Genomic DNA, 19,088 nt, shown 5'->3' on the forward strand with positions numbered 1-19,088 from the left:
GTTCTCCTCCACAAGTGGAGACCCGGGAAATTATCCTGCGTACCCCCCTGATCCACCGCCATTTTTCCTGTCGGACGCCGTGGAGGCGATGGCCTTCCCGATATCGGCCAAGGCGGTGCGGGCGTCGTCGAGCAGGCCGGGGAAGCCGAAGAAGCCGTGGAACATCGCCGGGAAGTGGCTCTCGGTGGCCTCCACGCCGGACGCGCGCAGCGCCGCCGCGTAGGCGCGCCCCTCGTCGCACAGCGGGTCGCAGCCCGCCGTCACGATGTGGGCCGGCGGCAGCGCGGTGAGGTCGGCGAGGAGCGGCGAGACGTGCGGGTGGGCCCGGTCGCCGTCCGGGCCGAGGTACTGCTCGGCGAACCAGCGGCAGTGGGCGGCCGTCAGGAAGTAGTGGTCGGCGTTGCGCTCGAAGGACTCCGTCTGCTGGTGGGCGTCGGTCGAGGGGTAGACGAGGGCCTGGAGCGCGATGCGGGGACCGCCGCGGTCGCGGGAGAGCAGGGAGACGACGGCCGCGAGGTTGCCGCCCGCGCTGTCGCCGGCCACGACCAAGGCGTCCGCGTCGCCGCCCAGTTCCGGGATGTGGCCCGCGGCCCAGCCCAGTGCCGCGTACGCGTCGTCGACGGCGGCCGGGAACGGCGCCTCCGGAGCCAGCCGGTAGTCGACGGACACGACGACGGCGCCCGCCTCGCGGCAGATTCCGCGCGCGGTGGAGTCATGGCTGTCGAGGTCGCAGATCACCCAGCCGCCGCCGTGGAAGAAGACGACGGTCGGACGCGGGCCCGGGGCGTCGTGCGGGTCCGGGCGGTAGATCCGGATCGGGATGCGGGGCGCCCCCTCGGGGCCGGGGATGTCGGTGTCCTCGATGGAGCCGACGATCGGGGGCGGGAACGGTGACGCGGGGGCGGCGGCCAGCACGCGGCGGGCCTGCACCGCGTCGGTCACGGTGCCGCCGAGGTCGGGGAACGACGCGGTCATCGCGTCGACCAGGGCTCTGACGTCGGGTGCGAGGCGGTCCTCGCCCGCCGGGCTCACGCGGCGCCCTGCGCGTTCTCCTGGGCCTCCTGGGCGCGGAAGTGCGGGATGACCTTCTCGCCCCACTGGCGCAGCGTCTCCAGGCAGGCCTCCTGCGGGACCGTGCCCATCTGGATGAGGCACATGATCTCGTCGGCGCCCGCGTCGCGCAGCCGCTCTACGTAGGCGATGGCGTCGTCGGCGCTGCCGTAGGCGTGGTCCGCGTTGAAGGTGGCGGTGGAGTTGGGGCGCACCGGGATGTTGTGCTCGTGCAGCTTGGCCACGACCTGCTCGGCGGCCTTGCGCATGTCCTCCGCCTCGTCGGCGCCCTCGACCACGGCCTCGTCGGGGACGCCCGTGCCGCCGTACCAGTGGCCGATGGACTGGGCGAAGAAGCGCTGGCCGCGGATGCCGACGCGGCGGGCCTGCTCGCGGTCGTCGAGGACGATCGTCGGGCACAGGACGGAGAAGTGGTCGTTGACGACGCTGGACACGAAACGGTCGCCGGTGCGCGCGGCGCGGGCCTCGTCGTAGTGCCGTCGCATGTCGGCGATCGAGTCCGGGCCCGCGAAGCCCATCACCAGTGCGCCGATGCCGAGTTCGGCGGCCTGGGTGAGGGTGTCGGTGCGGCTGCAGGCGAGGAAGAGCGGCGGGTGGGGCGTCTGCTTGGGGCGGGGCAGGATCGGGTGCGGGTCGATGTCGATCAGCTCACCGTGATATTCGAGCTCGTCCTTCTCCCAGGCCTTGCCGATGATCCGCAGCGCCTCCTCGACCTCCTGCGTCGTGCGGTTCTTGTCGACACCGCACAGCGAGGTCTCCTGCTCGGTGCCGCCGCGGCCCGCGCCGAGGTCGAGCCGGCCGCCGGAGAGCAGGTCGAGCATGGCGGCGCGTTCGGCGACGCGCGCCGGGTGGTTGAAGTTGAACGGCATACACACGACGCCGTGGCCTATGCGGATGGTGCTGGTACGGGCGGCCACCCAGGTCAGGAAGATCTCCGGCGCCGACATGTGTGCGTACCACTTGAGGGAGTGGTGCTCGACCGCCCAGATGCGGTCGAAGCCCATGTCCTCGGCGAGCACGGCCTGTTCGACACAGTCCTTGATGACCTGGTGCTCATGTTCGACCGTGGGGTTGGCGAGCTGCGCCTCGAAAATGACGGAGAACTTCACGGTGCCTCCAGGGAGGTGGTTCAAAGCCCTTGTTCCGGATAGGTATATGACTAACTGTCAGGTGCCGCGACGGCAAGGGCGGCGACGCGATTCGCCACAAGACCCGTCCCGGGGCCTTGCGGTGGCGGTCCCATGGTCACTTCAATGCGGGCCATGTCAGACGAGCTGCCACCGACCGCCTGGGCCGTCCTCGGCCTGCTGTCCTTCCCCGGCGAACGCACGGGCTACGAGCTGAAGAAGTGGGCCGACGCGTCCTTGCGCTTCTTCTACTGGTCGCCCGCCATCAGCCAGATCTACGGCGAGCTGCGCCGCCTGGAGTCCCTGGGCTACGCCACCTCCCTGCGCTCGGGGGCCGACGAGCCACGGACCAAGCGGACGTACGCGATCACCGAGGAAGGGCGGGCGGCGCTCGCCGTGTGGGCCGGGGGCGGGCAGGATCTCGGGGCGCCGGTGCTCAAGCACCCGGTGCTGCTGCGCGTGTGGCTCGGCCATCTGGCGGCGCCGGAGCATCTGCGGGGTCTGGTGACCGACCATGTGGAACGTACGAAGAGTGAGCTGGCCGAGGTCCAGGGGGCGCTCGCGCGGGCCGACGGGGTGGAGGCGTGGGCGCATCCGCAGGTCGCGCTGCGGTGGAGCGAGCGGCGGCTCATGGCCGAAGTCGAGCTGGCGGAGGCTATGTTGAAGGACCTGGACGCGGCGCCGGGTCAACCGCCGGAGAACTCGCCCACGCAGGGGTGAGGCTTCCCGCGGCAGGGTGCCGGGAGCGGTAGGACGGAGCGGTCCGCGCACCGCCACCCGTCTGGAGCCCCTGACCGTGAGCATCCGTGCCGTACTGGTCGCCGCCGTCATCACCGGACTGCTCCTCGGGATCGCCGCGACCAGAGCGGACCACTCCACTCCCTCGCGTCGGACCGGTCCCATCGCGGAGGCGGGCGGTTAGGCTCGGCCCTGCCGCGCGGGCGAGCCCGTCCGCGACCCCGCGCGGTGCCGAGCCGCCGTCGACGGAAGCGAGACAATCTTGAACTTCCTCATCATCGGGCATCGCGGAATCATGGGTGTCGAACCCGAGAACACCCTCCGTTCCTTCGTCGCAGCGCAGGACGCGGGCCTCGACCTCATCGAACTCGATCTGCACCTGAGCAAGGACGGCGCCCTCGTCGTCATGCACGACGCCGACGTCGACCGCACCACCGACGGCCGGGGCCCCATCGCCGACAAGACCCTCACCGAGCTGCGCGCCCTGGACGCGGGGCGGGGCGAGCGCGTGCCCCTCTTCGAGGAAGTCCTCGACGCCGTCTCGACGCCGCTCCAGGCCGAGATCAAGGACGTCGCGGCGGCCCGCACCCTCTCCGAGGTCATGCTGCGCCGCGACCTGGTCGGCCGCGTCGAGGTGATCTCGTTCCACGACGAGGCGATCGCCGAGATCGCCCGCCTGGTGCCGGGTGTCCGGACGGCCCTCGTGGCGAGCCGCTACGGCACCGACGTGGTGGAGCGCGCCACCGCCGTCGGCGCCACGTCCCTGGTCCTCAACATCCGCCGCCTCACCCAGGAGATCGTCGAGCGGGCCCGCAAGGCCGACCTGCGCGTCATCGGCTGGGTCGTCAACACCCAGGACGACCTGCGGCTCGTACGGGCCCTCGGCCTGGACGGCGCCACGACGGACTACCCGGAAATCAAACGGACGGGCCGCTTCACGGCCTGAACCCTGAGGCCTGCGGCCGCCGGTCGCCGGTCGCCGGTTCAGGCAAGCGGCTTGACCAGCAGCTCGAACTGAAGGTCGTCGCGCTGCGGGATGCCGAAGCGCTCGTCGCCGTACGGGAAGGGGGTCATCTTTCCCGTACGGCGGTAGCCGCGGCGCTCGTACCAGGCGATGAGGTCCTCGCGTACCGATATCACCGTCATGTGCATCTCGCGCACGCCCCACGTCTCGCGGGCGGTGCGCTCCGCCTCCGCGATGATCACCTTGCCGAGCCCCGCGCCCTGGAGGGCAGGGCTGACGGCGAACATGCCGAAGTACGCGTGGTCACCGCGGTGCTCCAGCTGGCAGCAGGCGACGACCTGGCCCTCGCGCTCGACGGCGAGCAGCCGACTGTCCGGCGAGGTGATGACGTCCAGGACGCCCTGCGGGTCGGTGCGCTGCCCTTCCAGGATGTCCGCCTCCGTGGTCCAGCCGGCGCGGCTGGAGTCACCGCGGTACGCCGACTCGATCAGCTGGACGAGCACGTCGGCGTCGGCTTCGGTGGCGTCCCGGAAGGTGAGGTCGCCGGTCGTGGTGCGGGGAGCGACGGACATGGGGCGGGTCTCCGATCTCGTGGGGCTGACGGGCCTTTCGGCGCGGGCGCCGTCGAGCGTATCCCCCGGGCATTAGGCTCCGGCCGCATGGTTCACGTACTGAGCAGCAGGACGCTTCTTCGGCCCACCGACCCGGAGCGGTCGCGGGCCTTCTACGGCGAGGCGCTCGGTCTCGCCGTGTACCGCGAGTTCGGGACGGGCCCCGAGCGCGGCACCGTGTACTTCCTCGGGGGCGGGTTCCTGGAGGTCTCCGGGCGGGCGGAGGCGCCGCCGGCGCCGGGACTCCAGCTGTGGCTCCAGGTCGCGGACGCGTACGCCGCGCACGAGGAGCTGGCGGCGCGCGGCGTCGAGGTACTGCGTCCGCCGGTCAAGGAGCCGTGGGGCCTGATCGAGTTCTGGGTCGCGGATCCCGACGGGGTCAACATCGTCGTCGTCGAAGTACCTGATGACCATCCATTGCGCTACCGGCCCTGAGGGGGCAGGTTCGGGGGTACGCGGGCGGAAGGACCCGTTCGGCGTGCGCAGGCCGTGCGCGCGGAAGAGTATGGGCGGGACAGCCTAAGGCCGGTCCCCCTCACGTCCGGATGAGCCCCACCCTGGAGAGACATCACATGGCACCTCCTCGGATCCTGATCGTCGGCGGCGGATTCGCCGGCATGGAGTGCGCGCACAAGCTGGAGAAGATCCTCAAGCCGGGCGAGGCGCAGCTCAGGCTGATCAGCCCGTTCGACCACCAGCTGTACCTGCCGCTCCTCCCCCACGTCGCCTCCGGCGTGCTCACCCCGACGTCGGTGGCGGTGCCGCTGAGGCGGATGCTTCGGCAGACCGGCATCATCCCGGGCGGCGCGGTGGGCGTGGACGCCAAGGCGAAGGCGGTCGTCGTACGGAAGATCAACGGCGAGACGACGGTGGAGCGTTACGACTACCTGGTCCTGACGCCGGGCAGTGTCACGCGGCAGTTCGACATCCCCGGCGTCGACCAGTACGCGGTCGGCATGAAGACGCTGTCGCAGGCGGCCTGGATCCGCGACCACGTCATCTCGCAGCTCGACCTCGCCGCGGCCAGCTCGGACCCCGCCGAGCGCGAGGCCCGGCTGCAGTTCGTGGTGGTGGGCGGCGGATACGCCGGTACGGAGACGGCCGCGTATCTCCAGCGCCTGACCACGGCCGCCGTCAAGCGGTACAAGGGGCTCGACCCGGCGCAGATCAAGTGGCATCTCGTCGACATCGCGCCCAAGTTGATGCCCGAGCTCGGTGAGCGGCTCGGCGAGAAGGCCCTGTCGATCGTGGAGCGGCGCGGGCTGCACGTCTCGCTCGGGGTGTCCGTGGCGAAGGCGACCGAGGACACGGTGACGCTGACGGACGGCCGTGTGCTGCCCTGCCACACCCTGATCTGGACGGCCGGTGTCGCGGCGAGTCCGCTGATCGCGACGCTCGGCGCGGAGACGAACCGGGGCCGCCTCGTGGTGGACGCGGATCTGTCGGTGCCGGGGCTCGACGGGGTGTTCGCGCTCGGCGACGCGGCCGCCGTGCCGGACCTGGAGAAGGGCGGCGACGCGACCTGCCCGCCGACCGCGCAGCACGCCATGCGGCAGGGCTGGGCGGCCGCGAAGAACGTGGCCGCCGCGCTGCACGGCCAGGAGCTGACGCCGTACCGGCACAAGGACCTGGGGCTCGTCGTCGACCTCGGCGGGATCCAGGCGGTGTCCAAGCCGATGGGTGTGCAGCTGACCGGGCTGCCCGCCCAGATCGTGGCCCGCGCCTACCACTTGGGGGCGCTGCGCACGGGTCCGGCCCGCTTCCGGACGCTGGCGAACTGGGGGCTCAACGCGATCGCCGGCGACGACTTCGTGCGGACCGGGTTCCAGGCGGAGCGGCCCAGGACCCTCAAGGACTTCGAGAAGACGGACGCCTATCTGACGCCGGACGAGGTGCGGGCGATGGTGTCGGGGGAGGGTGACGGGGACGGTTCGATGGCTCCGGTGAAGCCGGAGATCCCGTAGGGGTTGCTGCGAGCCCTAAGCCGGTCCCGGTGGCGTCGAGAGGCGGGCGCGGCAGGCCAGTTGGAGGGCCAGTCGCGTCTCGGGATCGGTGAGGTCGGCGCCCGTGAGGTCCGTGATGCGGCGGATGCGGGCGCCGACGGCGTTGCGGTGCAGGTGGAGCTCCTCGGCCGCGCGGGCCGGGGAGTTGTTGTGGTCGAGGTAGGCCTGCAGGGTGCGCAGCAGGAGGTCGGCGCGGTCCGGGCCCAGGTCCGCGACGGGCGCGAGGAGTTCGTCGACGGCTTCGCGGGCGGTGTCGGAGGCGTACCACTCCAGGAGCATCCGGTCGAGGCCGGCCGCGTCGTGTGCGGTGACCGGGGTGCCGTCGCCGGGCGAGGACTTGTCGGCGGGTGAGGACTTGAGGAGGGCGGCGCGGGCCTCGCGGGCCGAGGTCCTGATGCCGAGCGGGCCCCGGTGCGGGGCTCCGACGCCGCCGCGCAGGTCCGCCTCGGGATGCAGGCGGCGCAACCGGTCGACGGCGCGGCGGGCCAGGGCGAGCGCGGCGCGGCGGCCGGGCGCTCCGGGGTCGGCGGGCCAGGTGCCGAGCAGGACGAGCGCGTCGTCGACGAGCGCGGCGTTCCAGTGGACGCCGTCGGGCACGTGTCCGTCGGCGGCGTACTGCCGTACGTCGGTCAGGGTCCTCGGCAGCACGGTGTCCAGGAGCAGGTAGCGGTCGGCGGCGGGCAGGGCCGCGGCCTCGATCCGCAGCGCTATGTGGCGGCCGTCGACCGGAAGGCCGATGCTGCGGCCGCGGGCGGCCAGGTGGGCGGTGCGGTCCTGCGGGGCGACGAGGAGTTCGGCCAGGAGGTGGCCGCGGGAGCGGACGGGGACGTCGCCGAGTCCGCCGCCGGCCGCGGTGAGTGCGGCGAGGGCCAGGACAGAGCGGACGGCGGTGCCCGCGTGGCCGGGGCGCGCGGGCGCGGCGAGGCGGACTTCACCGTCGGGTCCGGCGGCCGACGCGCCCTCCTCTCCCGGGCCCGCCGCGCGGCGCTCGACGGGTGCGCCGAGGAGCCGGGCGGCGGTCGCAGCCGCCTTCTCCGGGTCGCCCGCGGCGGCGGGCAACTCACGGGCGGCGGCGTCGATCCGGGCGAGGGCGTCGGCGGCGTCCCCGGCGACGGCGCGCTCGACGGCGACGACGAGCGCCGCGAGGTCGCCGTCCGTGGTCAGGACGGCGATCCGGCCGCGCTCGGCCAGGGCCCGCAGGGCGAGGTCCCCCGCCGCGCCCGCCTCTCGTCCGGTGAGTACGAGGGCTGCGGCCCCGGCGGAGGCGGCGTCCCGTACGGCGACGTCCAGGAGGTGGTCCGGCAGCGGGGCGAGGAGGACCGCGACCGTGCCTGGAGGGACGGTGGCGAGTCCGCCGGTGCCGGTTTCGAGACGGATGCCCGTGACCTCCGTCGCATCCAGGGGGCCCGCGAGCGGGCGGAGGGCGTCGAGGCCGGGGGCGGCGAGCAGGTGGACGAGGCGCGGCATGGGGTCATTGTGCTGGCAGCACGTGGCGATGCCAAGGTGTGGGCTTGTGGCCCATTGGCCGACCGGGACCTGCTCGTACGCTGAACGGTATGCAGATGGACGCCGGAGTGCTCGCCGACTTCGCGCGGGGCTGCGCCGTCCTGGGTTCGGGAGGCGGCGGAAGCCCCGCCTCCGTGACCCGCCCTCTGGCCGAGCAGGCCATCGAGGAGTGCGGGCCCGTCCGCGTGGTCGCCGCCGGCGAGCTGCCGGAGGACGCGTTCGTCATGCCGGTCGGACTGATCGGCTCGCCCGCCGTCGCCGAGGAGCGCATCGGAAGCCGGGCTGAGCCCGCGCGGATGCGGGAGCGCGTCGAAGCCCTGCACGGCAGGCCCGTGGCGGCAGTCCTGTGCTCGGAGATCGGCGGGCTCAACGGCTGTACTGCGGTGGCCTGGGCGGCCCGGCTGGGGCTGCCGCTGCTCGACGCCGACGCCATGGGTCGGGCGTTCCCGCGCATGGACCAGAACGTTCTTGAACTGGCCGGGCTGCGGCCGGGTCCCACGGTGCTCGCGGACGAGTACGGGCGCACCGTCGTCCTCGACCATGTCGACGGTGCCTGGCTCGAGGAGCTGGCGCGGTCGGTGGTCACGACGTTCGGCGGGCACGCCGCGACGTCCGAGTACCCGCTGACCGCCGGGCAGGCCGCCCGGCACGCCGTCGCGGGTTCGGTGACGCGGGCGGTCGCCGTCGGCCGGGGCGAGGGTGTGTCGGCGCTGCTGTCCGGCAAGGTGTCGTCGGTGCGGCGGGACGAGGAGGGGGCGACGCGCGTACTGCTCGAAGGGACCGGCGCCGACGCCGGGCGGCTCGTGCGGATCGAGGCGCGCAGCGAGTTCGTCGCCGCCCTCGAGGACGGCCGGACCTTGGCCCTGGTGCCTGACGTGATCTCTCTCGTGGACGTGCACACCGGCTGGGCCGTACCGGTGGAAGAGGTCCGGTACGGGCTGCGGGTGCGGTTGTTCGCGCTGCCGTCGGCGCCGGTCTGGTACTCGGAGGCGGGGCTGCGGCTTGCCGGGCCTGCGGCTTTCGGGCTGGACGGGCTGACGCGGGAGGTGGCGTCGTGATCATCGGAGTCGACGTCGGTCCCACCAACACTGACGCCGTGCTGCTTGAGGGCGACGGCGACAGTCACGGTGCGCGCGGTGACGGTGCCGGTGACGGAGTCCGCGGTGGCCAGGCCCTGTGGGCCGTGAAGGTGCCGTCGTTGCCCGGTGACGCCGTCGGTTCGCTCGTTGCCGCCGTGGAGGCGCTGCCCCGGGAGGCGCGGGCTCGTGCCACGCAACTCGCTGTCGGCCTGCGCGTCGCCGGTCGTGCCGTCGCGGAGCGTGCGGGGCTCGCCCAGGTGGGTGTGCTGCGTATCGGGGGCGAGGCCGCCGACGGCGTACGGCCGCTGTTCGGGTGGCCGGCCGAGCTGCGTGACGCCGTGTGTGCCGGGACGGCGAACGTCGCCGGCGGCGGCGGTCTCGGCCCGCGCGACGGTGCGCCCCTCGACCGGGACGCCGTGGCCCGTTTCGGGGCCGAACTCGCGGGCCGGGCCGAGGCGTTCGCGGTCAGCGCCGTGTCCGCGCCCGCCGACGGGACGCAGGAACGCGAGGCCGCGGAGATCCTGCGGGCCGAGGCCGGCGCCGACGTACCCGTGATCCTTTCCGGCGAGATCGGCTCCCTCGGGCTGCTCCGGCGCGAGAACGCCACCGTCCTCGACGCCGCCCTGTGCCTGCTCGTGGCGCGCGTCGCCGACGAGCTGACGGCCGCGCTCCCCCGGCTCGGACTCGCGCCGGGCGCCGCCGTACTCGTGACCCGTCACGACGGCACGCTGATGAGCCTCGACTACCTGCGCCGCCAGCCCGGCCTGAGCCTCGGTTCCGGCCCGGCGTGCACCATCCGCGGCGCGGGCCTGCTCAGCGGACTGGAGGACGCGGTGGTCGCCGACATCGGCGAGCGCCGGGCCCGCGTGGGCACCCTGACTGCCGGCTATCCCCAGGAGGCCGGACCCGGAGGACGTATCGGCGGCGTACCCGTCAGCCTGCGCGTCCCCGAACTGCTGACCGTCGACGCCGCGGCACACCGCGAGCTGGCGGAGGCCGTGGACCGGATGCAGACCGCAGCCGGCCGGCTCCCCGTCGTCCTGGTCGGCGGAGGCGCCGCGTCGGTGCCCGACCGGGCGCTGCCCGGCTGCGAGGTCTTACGACCCGAGCACGGCGGTGTCGCGGGCGCGTTCGGCGCGGCGGCGAGCCCGGTGGGCGGCCAGCACGAGCGCATCGTGCGGGTCGCCTCCGGCCGGCGACTCGACGCCGTACGCGACGAGGTGCGCGATCTCGCGCGGGCCGGGGCGGTGCGGGCCGGGGCCGATCCCCGCCGGGTGCGCACGGTTCTCGAACCCGAGCTCACGGTGCCCTACGTACCGGACGCGCTGCTCCTGCGGGCCCGCGCCTTCGGGCCACCGCTACCGCTCTGAGCCTCTCGACCCGGCATCCCCCGTACTTCTTCACGGCAGCCGCGCGCCGCGGCGCTGCCGTCATTCCTGTCATCCGTTTCTTGTGAGGACCGTCCCCATGCCCAAGCCGTCCGACGTGCCGGCCGCCGACCAGACCGACGAGGACTACCCCCTGGAGAGAGTGCCGCGTGCGGCCCGCTACTCCTGGTTCAACGTCGCGGTCCAGCGGTTCGGCCAGCTCTCCGACCTCACCCAGTTCCTCCTCGGCGCGACGCTCGGCGCCGGTCTGTCCTTCTGGGGCGCCTTCTGGGCGTTCACGCTCGGCTCGGTGATCCTGGAGATCGTCTGCATCTTCGTGGGCGTCGCCGGTATGCGGGAGGGCCTGTCGACCTCGATGCTGGTGCGCTGGACCGGCTTCGGGCGGTACGGCTCGACGCTGATCGGGCTCGTGATCGCGGTCAGCCTGTTCGGCTGGTTCGGCGTGCAGACCGCCGTGTTCGCGGCCGGTCTCCAGTCGATCGTGCCGTCGATCCCGCTGTGGAGCTGGTGCCTGATCTGCGGGCTCGGCGTCACCGCGCTCGTGCTGCGCGGGTTCCGGGCGATGGGCTGGACGGCGTTCGTGACCGTGCCGGCGTTCCTGGGCCTGGCCGGCTGGGCGATGACCGTGCAGATCTCCCGCCACAGCTTCACCGACCTCGTCGCGTCGCCGCCGTTCGGTATGCACATCTCCATCGCGACGGGCGCGACCATCGTCGCGGGCTCGTACATCGTCGGCGCCGTCACGACGCCCGACATGACGCGCTTCAACCGCACCACCGGCGACGTCGTCAAGCAGACCCTCGTCGGCATCTCGCTCGGCGAGTACGTCCTCGGCCTCGCCGGTGTGCTCCTCGCCTACGCCGTGAAGTCCTCCGACCTGATCGCGATCATCACGTCCAGTTCCGGTGTGGTCGGCGTGATCATCCTGGTGTCGGCGACCGTGAAGATCAACAACTGGAACCTGTACTCGTCCTCGCTCGGCCTGATCAGCGCCGTCGAGTCGGTGTTCAAGGTGCGGCTCGGCCGCGTCGGCACGACCGTCGTCATCGGTGTCCTCGGCAGCCTCGCCGCCGCGGCCGGGATCCTGAACCACTTCACTGACTTCCTGACGATCCTGGGCGTCCTCACCCCGCCGGTCGCCGGAATCATGGTCGCCGAGTACTTCGTGGTGAAGAAGTGGCGCCCGCAGCTCGACGCCTCCCGCGCGCTCGGCCGCCTGCCCGAGAGCGAGCCCGGCTGCGTGCCCGCGACCCTCGCCATGTGGGCCGTCGCCTCGCTCGTCGGCTGGCTCGGCGACCACTACGCCTGGTGGGGCATCCCGGCCCTCAACTCCCTGATCCTCGCGGGCCTCGGCTACATCGTCCTGGGCAAGCTGGGCCTTGTACGCGGTGTCCGCGAACTGCCCTTCACCCAGCCGGAACGCCCGGCCGCCCAGATCGAGGCGGAGGCCGGCACGGCGGACCCCGTGCCCGCGGCCGCCCACTGAACTCCCGTACACATCCACGTACGCACGAAGTACGCACGAAGGAAGCCACCACATGCGCATCGGCATCGACGTCGGAGGAACCAATACCGACGCCGCTCTCCTGGGGGACGACGACCGGGTCCTCGCGGCGGCCAAGTCGCCGACGACTCCGGACATCACCTCCGGGGTCACGGCCGCGATCCGGGCCCTGGACCCGCCGGTCGAGTCCATCACCGCGGTGATGATCGGCACGACCCACTTCCTGAACGCCCTCATCGAGGGCGCCCGGCTCGCGCCCGTCGCCGCCGTGCGCCTCGGCCTGCCCGCGACGGCGGCCCTGCCGCCGATGACGGACTGGCCAGAGCGGCAGCGGACCGCGGTCGGCGGGCACGGCTACCTGTGCCACGGCGGACGCGAGTTCGACGGCCGGGTCCTGTCCCCGCTCGACCCGGACGAGCTGAAGCGGACCGCCGCGGACATCGCCGCGCGCGGCATCCGTTCGGTGGCCGTGTCGTCGGTGTTCTCCCCGGTCGCGGAGGACGACGAGCGGCGCGCGATGGAGATCCTGCGCGGCGAGCTGGGCCACGGCGTGCACTTCTCGCTGTCGCACGAGCTGGGCCGGATCGGCCTGCTGGCGCGCGAGAACGCCACGATCATCAACGCGGCGCTGCGCGATCTCGCGACGGTGATCGTCGAGTCGTTCGGCAAGGCGCTCGCCGAGGTGTCGATCACGGCGCCGTTCTTCCTGTCGCAGAACGACGGGACGCTGATGGACGTGGACTTCGCGCGGACGTACCCGGTGGCGACGTTCGCGTCGGGTCCCACCAACTCGATGCGCGGAGCGGCTTTCCTGTCCGGGCTCGGGGACTGCGCGGTCGTCGACGTGGGCGGCACGACGGCCGACGTGGGCATCCTCGCGGGCGGCTTCCCGCGTGAGGCGGCGGGCGAGAGCGAGGCGGCGGGCATCCGCACCAACTTCCGCATCCCCGACGTCCTGTCGCTCGGGATCGGCGGCGGTTCGCTGGTGTCCGACGACGGCGAGACCGGGCCCCGCTCGGTCGGCTACCGGCTCACGGAGGAAGCGCTCGTCTTCGGCGGTACGACGCTGACCGCGACGGACCTGGCCGTGGCGGCGGGACGGGCCGACGTGGGGGACGCGTCGCGCGTCGCCCACCTCGACAAGGCCTTCGTGGCACGTGCCCTGGACCGGATCGCGGAGCGGCTCGCGGAGAGCGTCGACCGGATGCGCACCTCAGCGGCGCCGCTGCCGGTGGTGGCGGTGGGCGGCGGTTCGATCCTCGTGCCCGAGTCGCTGCCGGGCTTCGACGACGTGCGGCGGCCCGGGAACTTCGGCGTCGCGAACGCGGTCGGCGCGGCCATCGCACAGGTCGGCGGCGAGGTCGACCGGGTCTTCCACGTCCCCGAGGGGCGCCGCGAGGCGGTGCTCGCGGAGGCCCGCGGCGAGGCCGTGGGGCGCGCCGAGGACGCGGGCGCGCGGCCCGGCACCGTGCGCGTCGTGGACATCGAGGAGGTGCCGCTCGCCTATCTGCCGGGCGGCGCGACCCGGATCCGCGTCAAGGCGGTCGGCGACCTCGACCTCAACCGGATCGGCACCCAGCAGCACGGAGCGACGGCACATGCGTGAGATCACCCTGGACAACCTCGACGACATCGCACGCGGCGCCGGCATCCTCGGCACCGGCGGGGGCGGCGACCCGTACATCGGGAAGCTGCTCGCCCGTGAGGCCATCCGCAAGCACGGTCCGGTGCGGGTCGTGGACATCGACGAGGTCGCGCCGGACGCGATGGTCGTGCCGGTGTCCGGGATGGGGGCGCCGACGGTGCTCCTGGAACGGGTCCCCAACGGCGGCGAGGAACTGGCCGCGCTGCGCGCGCTGGAGAAGCACCTCGGGCGCTCCGCCACGCACATCGCGCCGATCGAGGTGGGCGGCGTGAACTCGATGCTGCCGATCGCGTGCGCGGCGCAGGCGGGCCTGCCGATCGTGGACGGCGACGCCATGGGGCGGGCCTTCCCGGAGGCTCAGATGGTCCTGCCGGGACTCATCGGCGTGACCAACTCGCCGATGGCGCTCGCGGACGTCAAGGGCAACACGATCGTCGTGGAGGCCGTCGACAACCACGCGTCGGAGCGGATCGGCCGTGCCGTGTGCGTGGAGCTGGGCTGCCAGATCTCGGCCGCGGACACGGTGCTGCGGGGTGACCAGCTCGCCGACGGGCTCGTGCCGGCGACGCTGACGCTGGCCGAGCGCCTGGGCGCTGCGGTGCGTGAGGCGCGGGCCGCGCACACCGACCCGGTGGCGGCGGCCTGCGAGATGCTCGACGGCATCCACCTGCTGACCGGCAAGGTCGTCGACGTGAGCCGACGCACCGAGGGCGGTTTCGCGCGCGGCCGGTCCGTCATCGAGGGCATCGGCGACGCGGCCGGGCAGGTACTCGAACTCGACTTCCAGAACGAGCACTTGCTGGCCACGCGCGACGGCGCTGTCGTCGCCACGACCCCCGACCTGATCTGCGTCCTGGACAGCGAGACCGGCGACCCGGTCACCACGGAGGGCTTGCGCTACGGACTCCGCGTCAGCGTGCTCGCGGCCCGCTGCGACCCCCGCTGGACATCCCCGGGCGGCCTGGCACTGGCCGGACCGCGGTACTTCGGCTACGAGGTGGACTATCTGCCGTTCGGGTCCTGAGGGCTCAGGTAGGCAGACATGAGCGCGGACGATCACGGGGTGATCGTCCGCGCTTTGCGTTTTACGGTGATTCTCGAGGCGGAGCGGCGTGGCTTCTGGCGCGCGCCATGTGTGGCCCAGCGGCCCTCCGGGCGAAGCGGCCTCAGGTCCGCGCCCCTCCCAGTCGTCCTTCCAGCTGTCCCAGCAAGTCGCCCAGCAGAGCGCTGAGTTGTTGCTGCCCAGGGGCGTCCAGGCCCGACAGTACCGTCGTCTCGTACGCGAGCTGGTCCGGCAGGAGTTCGTCGACCAGTTCGCGGCCCGTGTCGGTCAGGCTGAGGTGGGAGACGCGGCGGTCGCGGGTGTCGCCGCGGCGGTCGACGAGGCCGCGCTCCTGGAGCGCCTTGAGCCGCTTGGTGACGGCGGCGCCCGAGGAGAACGTCTCCCGGGCGAGGTCGCCGGGGGTGAGTTCGTGGCCCGTGCGGCGGAGCGCGCCGAGCAGGTCGAACTCGGCGCGGGTCAGTCCGGCGCGGCGCAGCGGGGCGTCCTCGGCCTGCTGGAGGAGGGCGGCGCAGCGGTTGATTCGCCCGATGACCTCCATGGGCCCGGTGTCGATGTCGGGGCGCACCGTCTGCCACTGCCGCACCACCGCGGCGACCGTGTCGTCCGCCGCCGCCCTGCCGTTGCGTGTCGTCATGCTCGCGTGTTCTCCCGGGCGTCCGTGCCGCCCCTGTGTTCGTCGATGTCCTGGACGGACCGCCGCGCCTGGCGTCGGACCGTCGCCGCGAGCGTACGGTGTCCGGCCTGTTCGACGGCGACCACACGCTCCTCGGGCAGTGCGCGCTGCCACCATTCGCCTGCCGCGGTGTCGTCGGCGGTACGCAGTTCGACGAGAGCTGCGACCAGTCGGCGGCGCGCGCCCTCCAGCTCGCCGGGGGCCGGACGGGTGGCCGCGAGGGTGCGCTCGGCGTGCTCGCGGGCCCGGTCGGCGGCGTCGAGCGCCCGCTCGATGTGGTCGCCGACGCGCCGGTTGGTGACGATCAGGGCGGCGACGATCCCGAGCACCGCTCCGAGGAGGGTGTCGATGACCCGGTCCGTGATCAGTTCACCGGCGTCCTGGGTCCGGGCGAACTCGGTGATGAGCAGCGCCATGGGCGTGACCCAGACGGTGCCGAGCCAGTAGTTGCGGGCGATGAACGCCTCGGCGCCGAAGCTGAAGACCATGCACAGCAGGACGATGAACAGCGGGCTGACGTGGGCGAGCGGGACCACGGCCGCGAAGACGAGCACGCCGAGGAGGTTGCCGGTCACGCGCTGCACGGTGCGGTTCCAGGTGAGGGTGACGTTGGCCTGGTAGAGCGCGGCCGCGGTGACCAGGGCCCAGTAGGGGCGGCCGACGCCGAGCGCGAGCGAGCCGTACCCGGCGAGGGCGCAGCCGATGGCGGTGCGCAGGCCGACCGGCAGGAACGGTGAACCGGGGGCGAGCCTGCGGCACAGCGACGGCGCGGCGGCACTGGCCCGTTCGATCTCGATGCCGAGGAGTTCGTCCTCCATGCCGTCGAGGAGCGCGGGGCGCGGGACGGGGCCGGTGCCGCTGAGTCCGGCCGCCCAGGCGCGCAACTGTGCGGGGTCCGTGTCGGCCGGGGCGGCGAGGGCGACCTCGGCGCGGACGACGAGGCGCTCCAGCGCCCGGCGGGCGGCGCCTTCGCCGCCGGTGGCGAAGAGGGACTGCCAGGCGGCGTGGACGGCGGCGGCAGCGCCGGCACGGGCGCGTCCACGTGCGGCGTCGGAGACGGTGGCGTCCCCGGCGCCGAAGGCCTCGACGTACGCGGCGGCCGCGTTCAGCGCGCGGCCGGTGGCGCGCCGCTCGGGGCCGTGCGGGCGCACGAGGGCGGGGGCCATACAGACGAGCCAGGCCACGGCGCCCGCGGCGGCGGTCAGGGCGAGGTGGCCGGGTATCTGCCCCAGCTTCTGCGGCGCGAAGAGGCTGGCCGAACTGATGAACGTAAGGATGAGATGCCCCGGCGGGCCGATCCGCGTCGCGTCACACACGGTCTTCTGGACCGCGGCGAGGAGCGCGCCGACGGTCACCAGGATGACGGCGTTGGTGGTGAAGGAGGCGGTGACCAGGGACACCGCGAGACTCGCGATCATCCCGAGGACGACCCAGGCGACGGCGCGGGCCCGCGCCGCGTACGGCAGGTTGTGGGCGTAGAGCGCGCAGAACGACCCGGCCATCGTGTACATCGCGAGGTCGAGGCGGCCGATCGCGAACAGCGTGAGGCCCGGCACCGCGACGGACACGGCGACGCTGGTCGAGGCCTTGAACCAGATGTCGGACGGCTTGTTGAGGCGCAGCGGCCCCACGACCGGAAGCCGCAGGACGAGCCGGGGCCGCGACGCGGAGGGGGACGGGGTCTGGGTCGGGGTAGGGGGTGCCGAGCTGCTCATACAGAGAAGCTTAGCAAGTGTTTTACTCGAAAAACATAAGAAACTGTCCCTCTTCTTGATTCGCCGTCTCGCGCAACACCCGCGCACGGTGGCACTGGGCGCCCGGCCGGGTGCTCCCCTGCGCTCGGTTGCGCCCCGCCGCGCCCGGGCATCTCGTCCCCGACGCCGCCCGGCGTCGACTTTCGGCGCCCGCAGGCGAGAGCCGGCCGGCGCCCGACGGGGAGGTTCCCGTGCACGGACCGGGCTCGGCCGCCTGGCTGCTCGTCGCGCTGTGCGCGGCGACCGGCGCGTACTGCGTGCTGCGGATGCGCAGCGGAGTCGAGGAACAGCGCCGCGCGGCGGGCGGCGAGGCCCTGATGGGATTCGGCATGGCCTTCATGGCACTCCCGGCAGCTGTGTTCACTCCACCGCGCGCCGCCTGGGCGGTGTACGCGGCCGTGTTCGGGGCGGCGGCGCTGCGCGCGCTGTGGGCCGCGCGTTCGGGGGCGGGGGCAGGGGCGCACCATCTGCACCATCTCGTCGGCACGTCGGCCATGGCGTACATGGCGGTGGCGATGGCCGTGGCGCCGGGCGGGCACGCCGGCCACGGAGGCGCTGGCACCCCACTGGTGACGGAGCTGCTCCTGCTCTACTTCGCGGGCTACGTCCTGTGGTCGGGGGCTCGCCTCGTCCCCGTAGCGGCGGCTGGGGGCGCACCACCGGTCACCGGCTGGGGCGACCGCCCCGAACTGGCGCGCGCCTGCCGCCTGTCGATGGGCATCGGGATGGTCGCGATGCTGCTGACGATGTAGCCGACCACGCCGTCCGGCGGCGGAAGCGGCCCGGGAAACTGCTCCATTACGGACAACTGACCGAGTGAAACCGTGGCGTGCGTCACTTGACGCGACAGCCCGTACCCACGTGTACCCCCGGCTCATAGGCTGAGGCCATGACGGTCCCCGTGGCACTGCTGCTGCTCGGCACCCTCGCCGCTGTCGTCGCTCCGCGCCTTCTCGCGCGGGCCGACTGGACGGAGCGCGAGCCGGTGGTCGCCCTGTGGGTGTGGCAGTGCGTGGTGGCCGGTGTCCTCCTGTGCTGTGCGCTGTCGATGACCCTGAGCGCGGCCGCCGCCTGGCAGGCCGTCCGTGGCCATGTGTTCGCGCCCGCTCCGCACGCCGTGGTCGACGCGTACGCGCTCCGGGTGGGCGACGGATGGGCGGCGGCCGTGGCGGTGGCGCTCGCCCTCGGCGGTGTGTGGACGGCGGCGATGCTCGCCCGGGAGATCTTCCGTTCGGGTGCCGGGCGCCGTCAGCGGCGCGCCGAACTCGAGGTGCGCTCCCCGCTGTTGCCCGGCGAGCAGCCGAGCGGTGACCGGCTGGTCATTCTGGAAGGCGTACGGCCCGACGCCTGGTGGCTGCCGGGCGCGGTGCCCCAACTGGTCGTCACCACCGCCGCCCTGCAACGACTCAAGGGGCGTCAGCTGGACGCGGTGCTCGCGCACGAGATGGGGCACGTGCGGTGGCGGCACGACTGGCTGCTGCACTGTTCGGGCGCGCTGGCCTCGGGTTTCCCCCAGGTTCCGGTGTTCGCCGCGTTCCGTGACGAGATGCACCGGCTCGTCGAACTGGCCGCCGACGACGTGGCGTCGCGCCGTTTCGGACGGCTGACCATCGCCCTCGCCCTGGTCGAACTGAACGAGGACCGCGGGGTGTTCGGCCCCTGTCCCCCTTCGCAGGCCCATCTGCCGGAGCGCGTGCACCGGCTGCTGACTCCCCCACGGCGCCTGACCGCCGGCAAGCGGCTGCGCCTGACCGCCATGGCCGCGCTCGTTCCGGTGGTGCCGCTCCTGGTGACGTTCGTGCCGGCGCTGCGCGTACTGGGCTAGGCGCTACACCGGCGCTGCCCGGTGCTGGGCTAGGAGCCACACCGGCCCTGCGCGTCCCGAGCCAGGCCCCGCGAGCCCGGTCTGATCCGATGGAGAGGCCCGAGGCGCGACACCGGACGCGCCCGATCCGCACGTTG

Annotated in this window: 18 protein-coding genes; 12 read left to right on the top strand and 6 right to left on the bottom strand. The window is 73.1% G+C overall.

Annotated elements, in window-relative coordinates; all coding sequences use genetic code 11:
* Positions 1 to 30: 30 nt before the first annotated feature.
* Both ABZ893_RS14695 and ABZ893_RS14700 read right to left on the bottom strand, forming a co-directional pair.
* A complete protein-coding gene (locus tag ABZ893_RS14695; RefSeq protein ID WP_361402261.1) occupies positions 31 to 1,032 on the bottom strand; it encodes an alpha/beta hydrolase in 1,002 nt (333 codons plus the stop codon).
* A complete protein-coding gene (locus ABZ893_RS14700; RefSeq protein WP_361402264.1) occupies positions 1,029 to 2,180 on the bottom strand; it encodes an LLM class flavin-dependent oxidoreductase in 1,152 nt (383 codons plus the stop codon). Before ABZ893_RS14700 ends, ABZ893_RS14695 begins: the two co-directional genes overlap by 4 nt.
* Before the next feature lie 153 nt (positions 2,181 to 2,333).
* Between ABZ893_RS14700 and ABZ893_RS14705 the strand changes: the two genes are divergently transcribed.
* The 3 genes from ABZ893_RS14705 (at position 2,334) to ABZ893_RS14715 (ending at position 3,882) form a co-directional block, all read left to right on the top strand.
* Positions 2,334 to 2,918, top strand: coding sequence for a PadR family transcriptional regulator (locus ABZ893_RS14705; protein ID WP_361402267.1), 585 nt, complete (start codon positions 2,334 to 2,336; stop codon positions 2,916 to 2,918).
* A 76-nt stretch (positions 2,919 to 2,994) separates the two neighbouring features.
* Entirely contained in the window at positions 2,995 to 3,120 is a 126-nt protein-coding gene (locus ABZ893_RS14710; protein WP_361402270.1) for a hypothetical protein, read from the top strand.
* A 78-nt stretch (positions 3,121 to 3,198) separates the two neighbouring features.
* Positions 3,199 to 3,882 (top strand): glycerophosphodiester phosphodiesterase family protein, encoded by a 684-nt coding sequence (locus ABZ893_RS14715; RefSeq protein ID WP_361402273.1) that lies wholly within the window; start codon positions 3,199 to 3,201, stop codon positions 3,880 to 3,882.
* Positions 3,883 to 3,920: 38 nt separating this feature from the next.
* Here ABZ893_RS14715 and ABZ893_RS14720 read toward each other — a convergent pair whose 3' ends face one another.
* Complete coding sequence (locus tag ABZ893_RS14720) at positions 3,921 to 4,472, bottom strand: GNAT family N-acetyltransferase (RefSeq protein WP_361402276.1); 552 nt, start codon at positions 4,470 to 4,472, stop codon at positions 3,921 to 3,923.
* A gap of 87 nt (positions 4,473 to 4,559) precedes the next feature.
* On the opposite strand from ABZ893_RS14720, the gene ABZ893_RS14725 reads away from it, so the two are divergent.
* Both ABZ893_RS14725 and ABZ893_RS14730 read left to right on the top strand, forming a co-directional pair.
* Positions 4,560 to 4,946 carry a VOC family protein gene (locus ABZ893_RS14725; protein ID WP_361402279.1) on the top strand — a complete coding sequence of 129 codons (387 nt, stop codon included), beginning with the start codon at positions 4,560 to 4,562 and terminating at the stop codon, positions 4,944 to 4,946.
* 137 nt (positions 4,947 to 5,083) lie between these two features.
* Positions 5,084 to 6,475 (top strand): NAD(P)/FAD-dependent oxidoreductase, encoded by a 1,392-nt coding sequence (locus ABZ893_RS14730; RefSeq protein WP_361402281.1) that lies wholly within the window; start codon positions 5,084 to 5,086, stop codon positions 6,473 to 6,475.
* Positions 6,476 to 6,490: 15 nt separating this feature from the next.
* Here ABZ893_RS14730 and ABZ893_RS14735 read toward each other — a convergent pair whose 3' ends face one another.
* The gene (locus ABZ893_RS14735; RefSeq protein WP_361402284.1) at positions 6,491 to 7,981 is read right to left on the bottom strand and encodes a helix-turn-helix domain-containing protein; all 1,491 of its coding nucleotides are present in this window, start codon (positions 7,979 to 7,981) and stop codon (positions 6,491 to 6,493) included.
* An 89-nt stretch (positions 7,982 to 8,070) separates the two neighbouring features.
* Here ABZ893_RS14735 and ABZ893_RS14740 point away from each other — a divergent pair, with 89 nt between their 5' ends.
* The 5 genes from ABZ893_RS14740 to ABZ893_RS14760 all read left to right on the top strand — a co-directional run bounded on the left by ABZ893_RS14740 (position 8,071) and on the right by ABZ893_RS14760 (position 14,660).
* Positions 8,071 to 9,078: a DUF917 domain-containing protein gene (locus ABZ893_RS14740; protein WP_361402287.1), complete on the top strand. Its 1,008-nt coding sequence runs from the start codon at positions 8,071 to 8,073 to the stop codon at positions 9,076 to 9,078.
* Positions 9,075 to 10,469: a hydantoinase/oxoprolinase N-terminal domain-containing protein gene (locus ABZ893_RS14745; RefSeq protein WP_361402289.1), complete on the top strand. Its 1,395-nt coding sequence runs from the start codon at positions 9,075 to 9,077 to the stop codon at positions 10,467 to 10,469. The genes ABZ893_RS14740 and ABZ893_RS14745 overlap by 4 nt, the downstream gene beginning before the upstream one ends.
* Before the next feature lie 97 nt (positions 10,470 to 10,566).
* Positions 10,567 to 11,973 carry a cytosine permease gene (locus ABZ893_RS14750; RefSeq protein ID WP_361402292.1) on the top strand — a complete coding sequence of 469 codons (1,407 nt, stop codon included), beginning with the start codon at positions 10,567 to 10,569 and terminating at the stop codon, positions 11,971 to 11,973.
* A gap of 52 nt (positions 11,974 to 12,025) precedes the next feature.
* Positions 12,026 to 13,597: a hydantoinase/oxoprolinase family protein gene (locus tag ABZ893_RS14755; RefSeq protein WP_361402295.1), complete on the top strand. Its 1,572-nt coding sequence runs from the start codon at positions 12,026 to 12,028 to the stop codon at positions 13,595 to 13,597.
* Positions 13,590 to 14,660, top strand: coding sequence for a DUF917 domain-containing protein (locus ABZ893_RS14760; protein ID WP_361402298.1), 1,071 nt, complete (start codon positions 13,590 to 13,592; stop codon positions 14,658 to 14,660). The genes ABZ893_RS14755 and ABZ893_RS14760 overlap by 8 nt, the downstream gene beginning before the upstream one ends.
* Positions 14,661 to 14,802: 142 nt before the next feature.
* Here ABZ893_RS14760 and ABZ893_RS14765 read toward each other — a convergent pair whose 3' ends face one another.
* Positions 14,803 to 15,333 carry a MarR family transcriptional regulator gene (locus tag ABZ893_RS14765; RefSeq protein ID WP_361402301.1) on the bottom strand — a complete coding sequence of 177 codons (531 nt, stop codon included), beginning with the start codon at positions 15,331 to 15,333 and terminating at the stop codon, positions 14,803 to 14,805.
* Positions 15,330 to 17,087, bottom strand: a complete 1,758-nt coding sequence (locus tag ABZ893_RS14770) for an FUSC family protein (RefSeq protein ID WP_361402303.1) — start codon at positions 17,085 to 17,087, stop codon at positions 15,330 to 15,332. The genes ABZ893_RS14765 and ABZ893_RS14770 overlap by 4 nt, the downstream gene beginning before the upstream one ends.
* A gap of 230 nt (positions 17,088 to 17,317) precedes the next feature.
* On the opposite strand from ABZ893_RS14770, the gene ABZ893_RS14775 reads away from it, so the two are divergent.
* Positions 17,318 to 17,878 (top strand): DUF5134 domain-containing protein, encoded by a 561-nt coding sequence (locus ABZ893_RS14775; protein WP_361402306.1) that lies wholly within the window; start codon positions 17,318 to 17,320, stop codon positions 17,876 to 17,878.
* Positions 17,879 to 18,015: 137 nt separating this feature from the next.
* Complete coding sequence (locus ABZ893_RS14780; protein WP_361402309.1) at positions 18,016 to 18,951, top strand: M56 family metallopeptidase; 936 nt, start codon at positions 18,016 to 18,018, stop codon at positions 18,949 to 18,951.
* The last annotated feature ends 137 nt before the right edge of the window (positions 18,952 to 19,088 follow it).

It is taken from the genome of Streptomyces sp. NPDC046821, assembly GCF_040645335.1.
Lineage (GTDB): Bacteria > Actinomycetota > Actinomycetes > Streptomycetales > Streptomycetaceae > Streptomyces.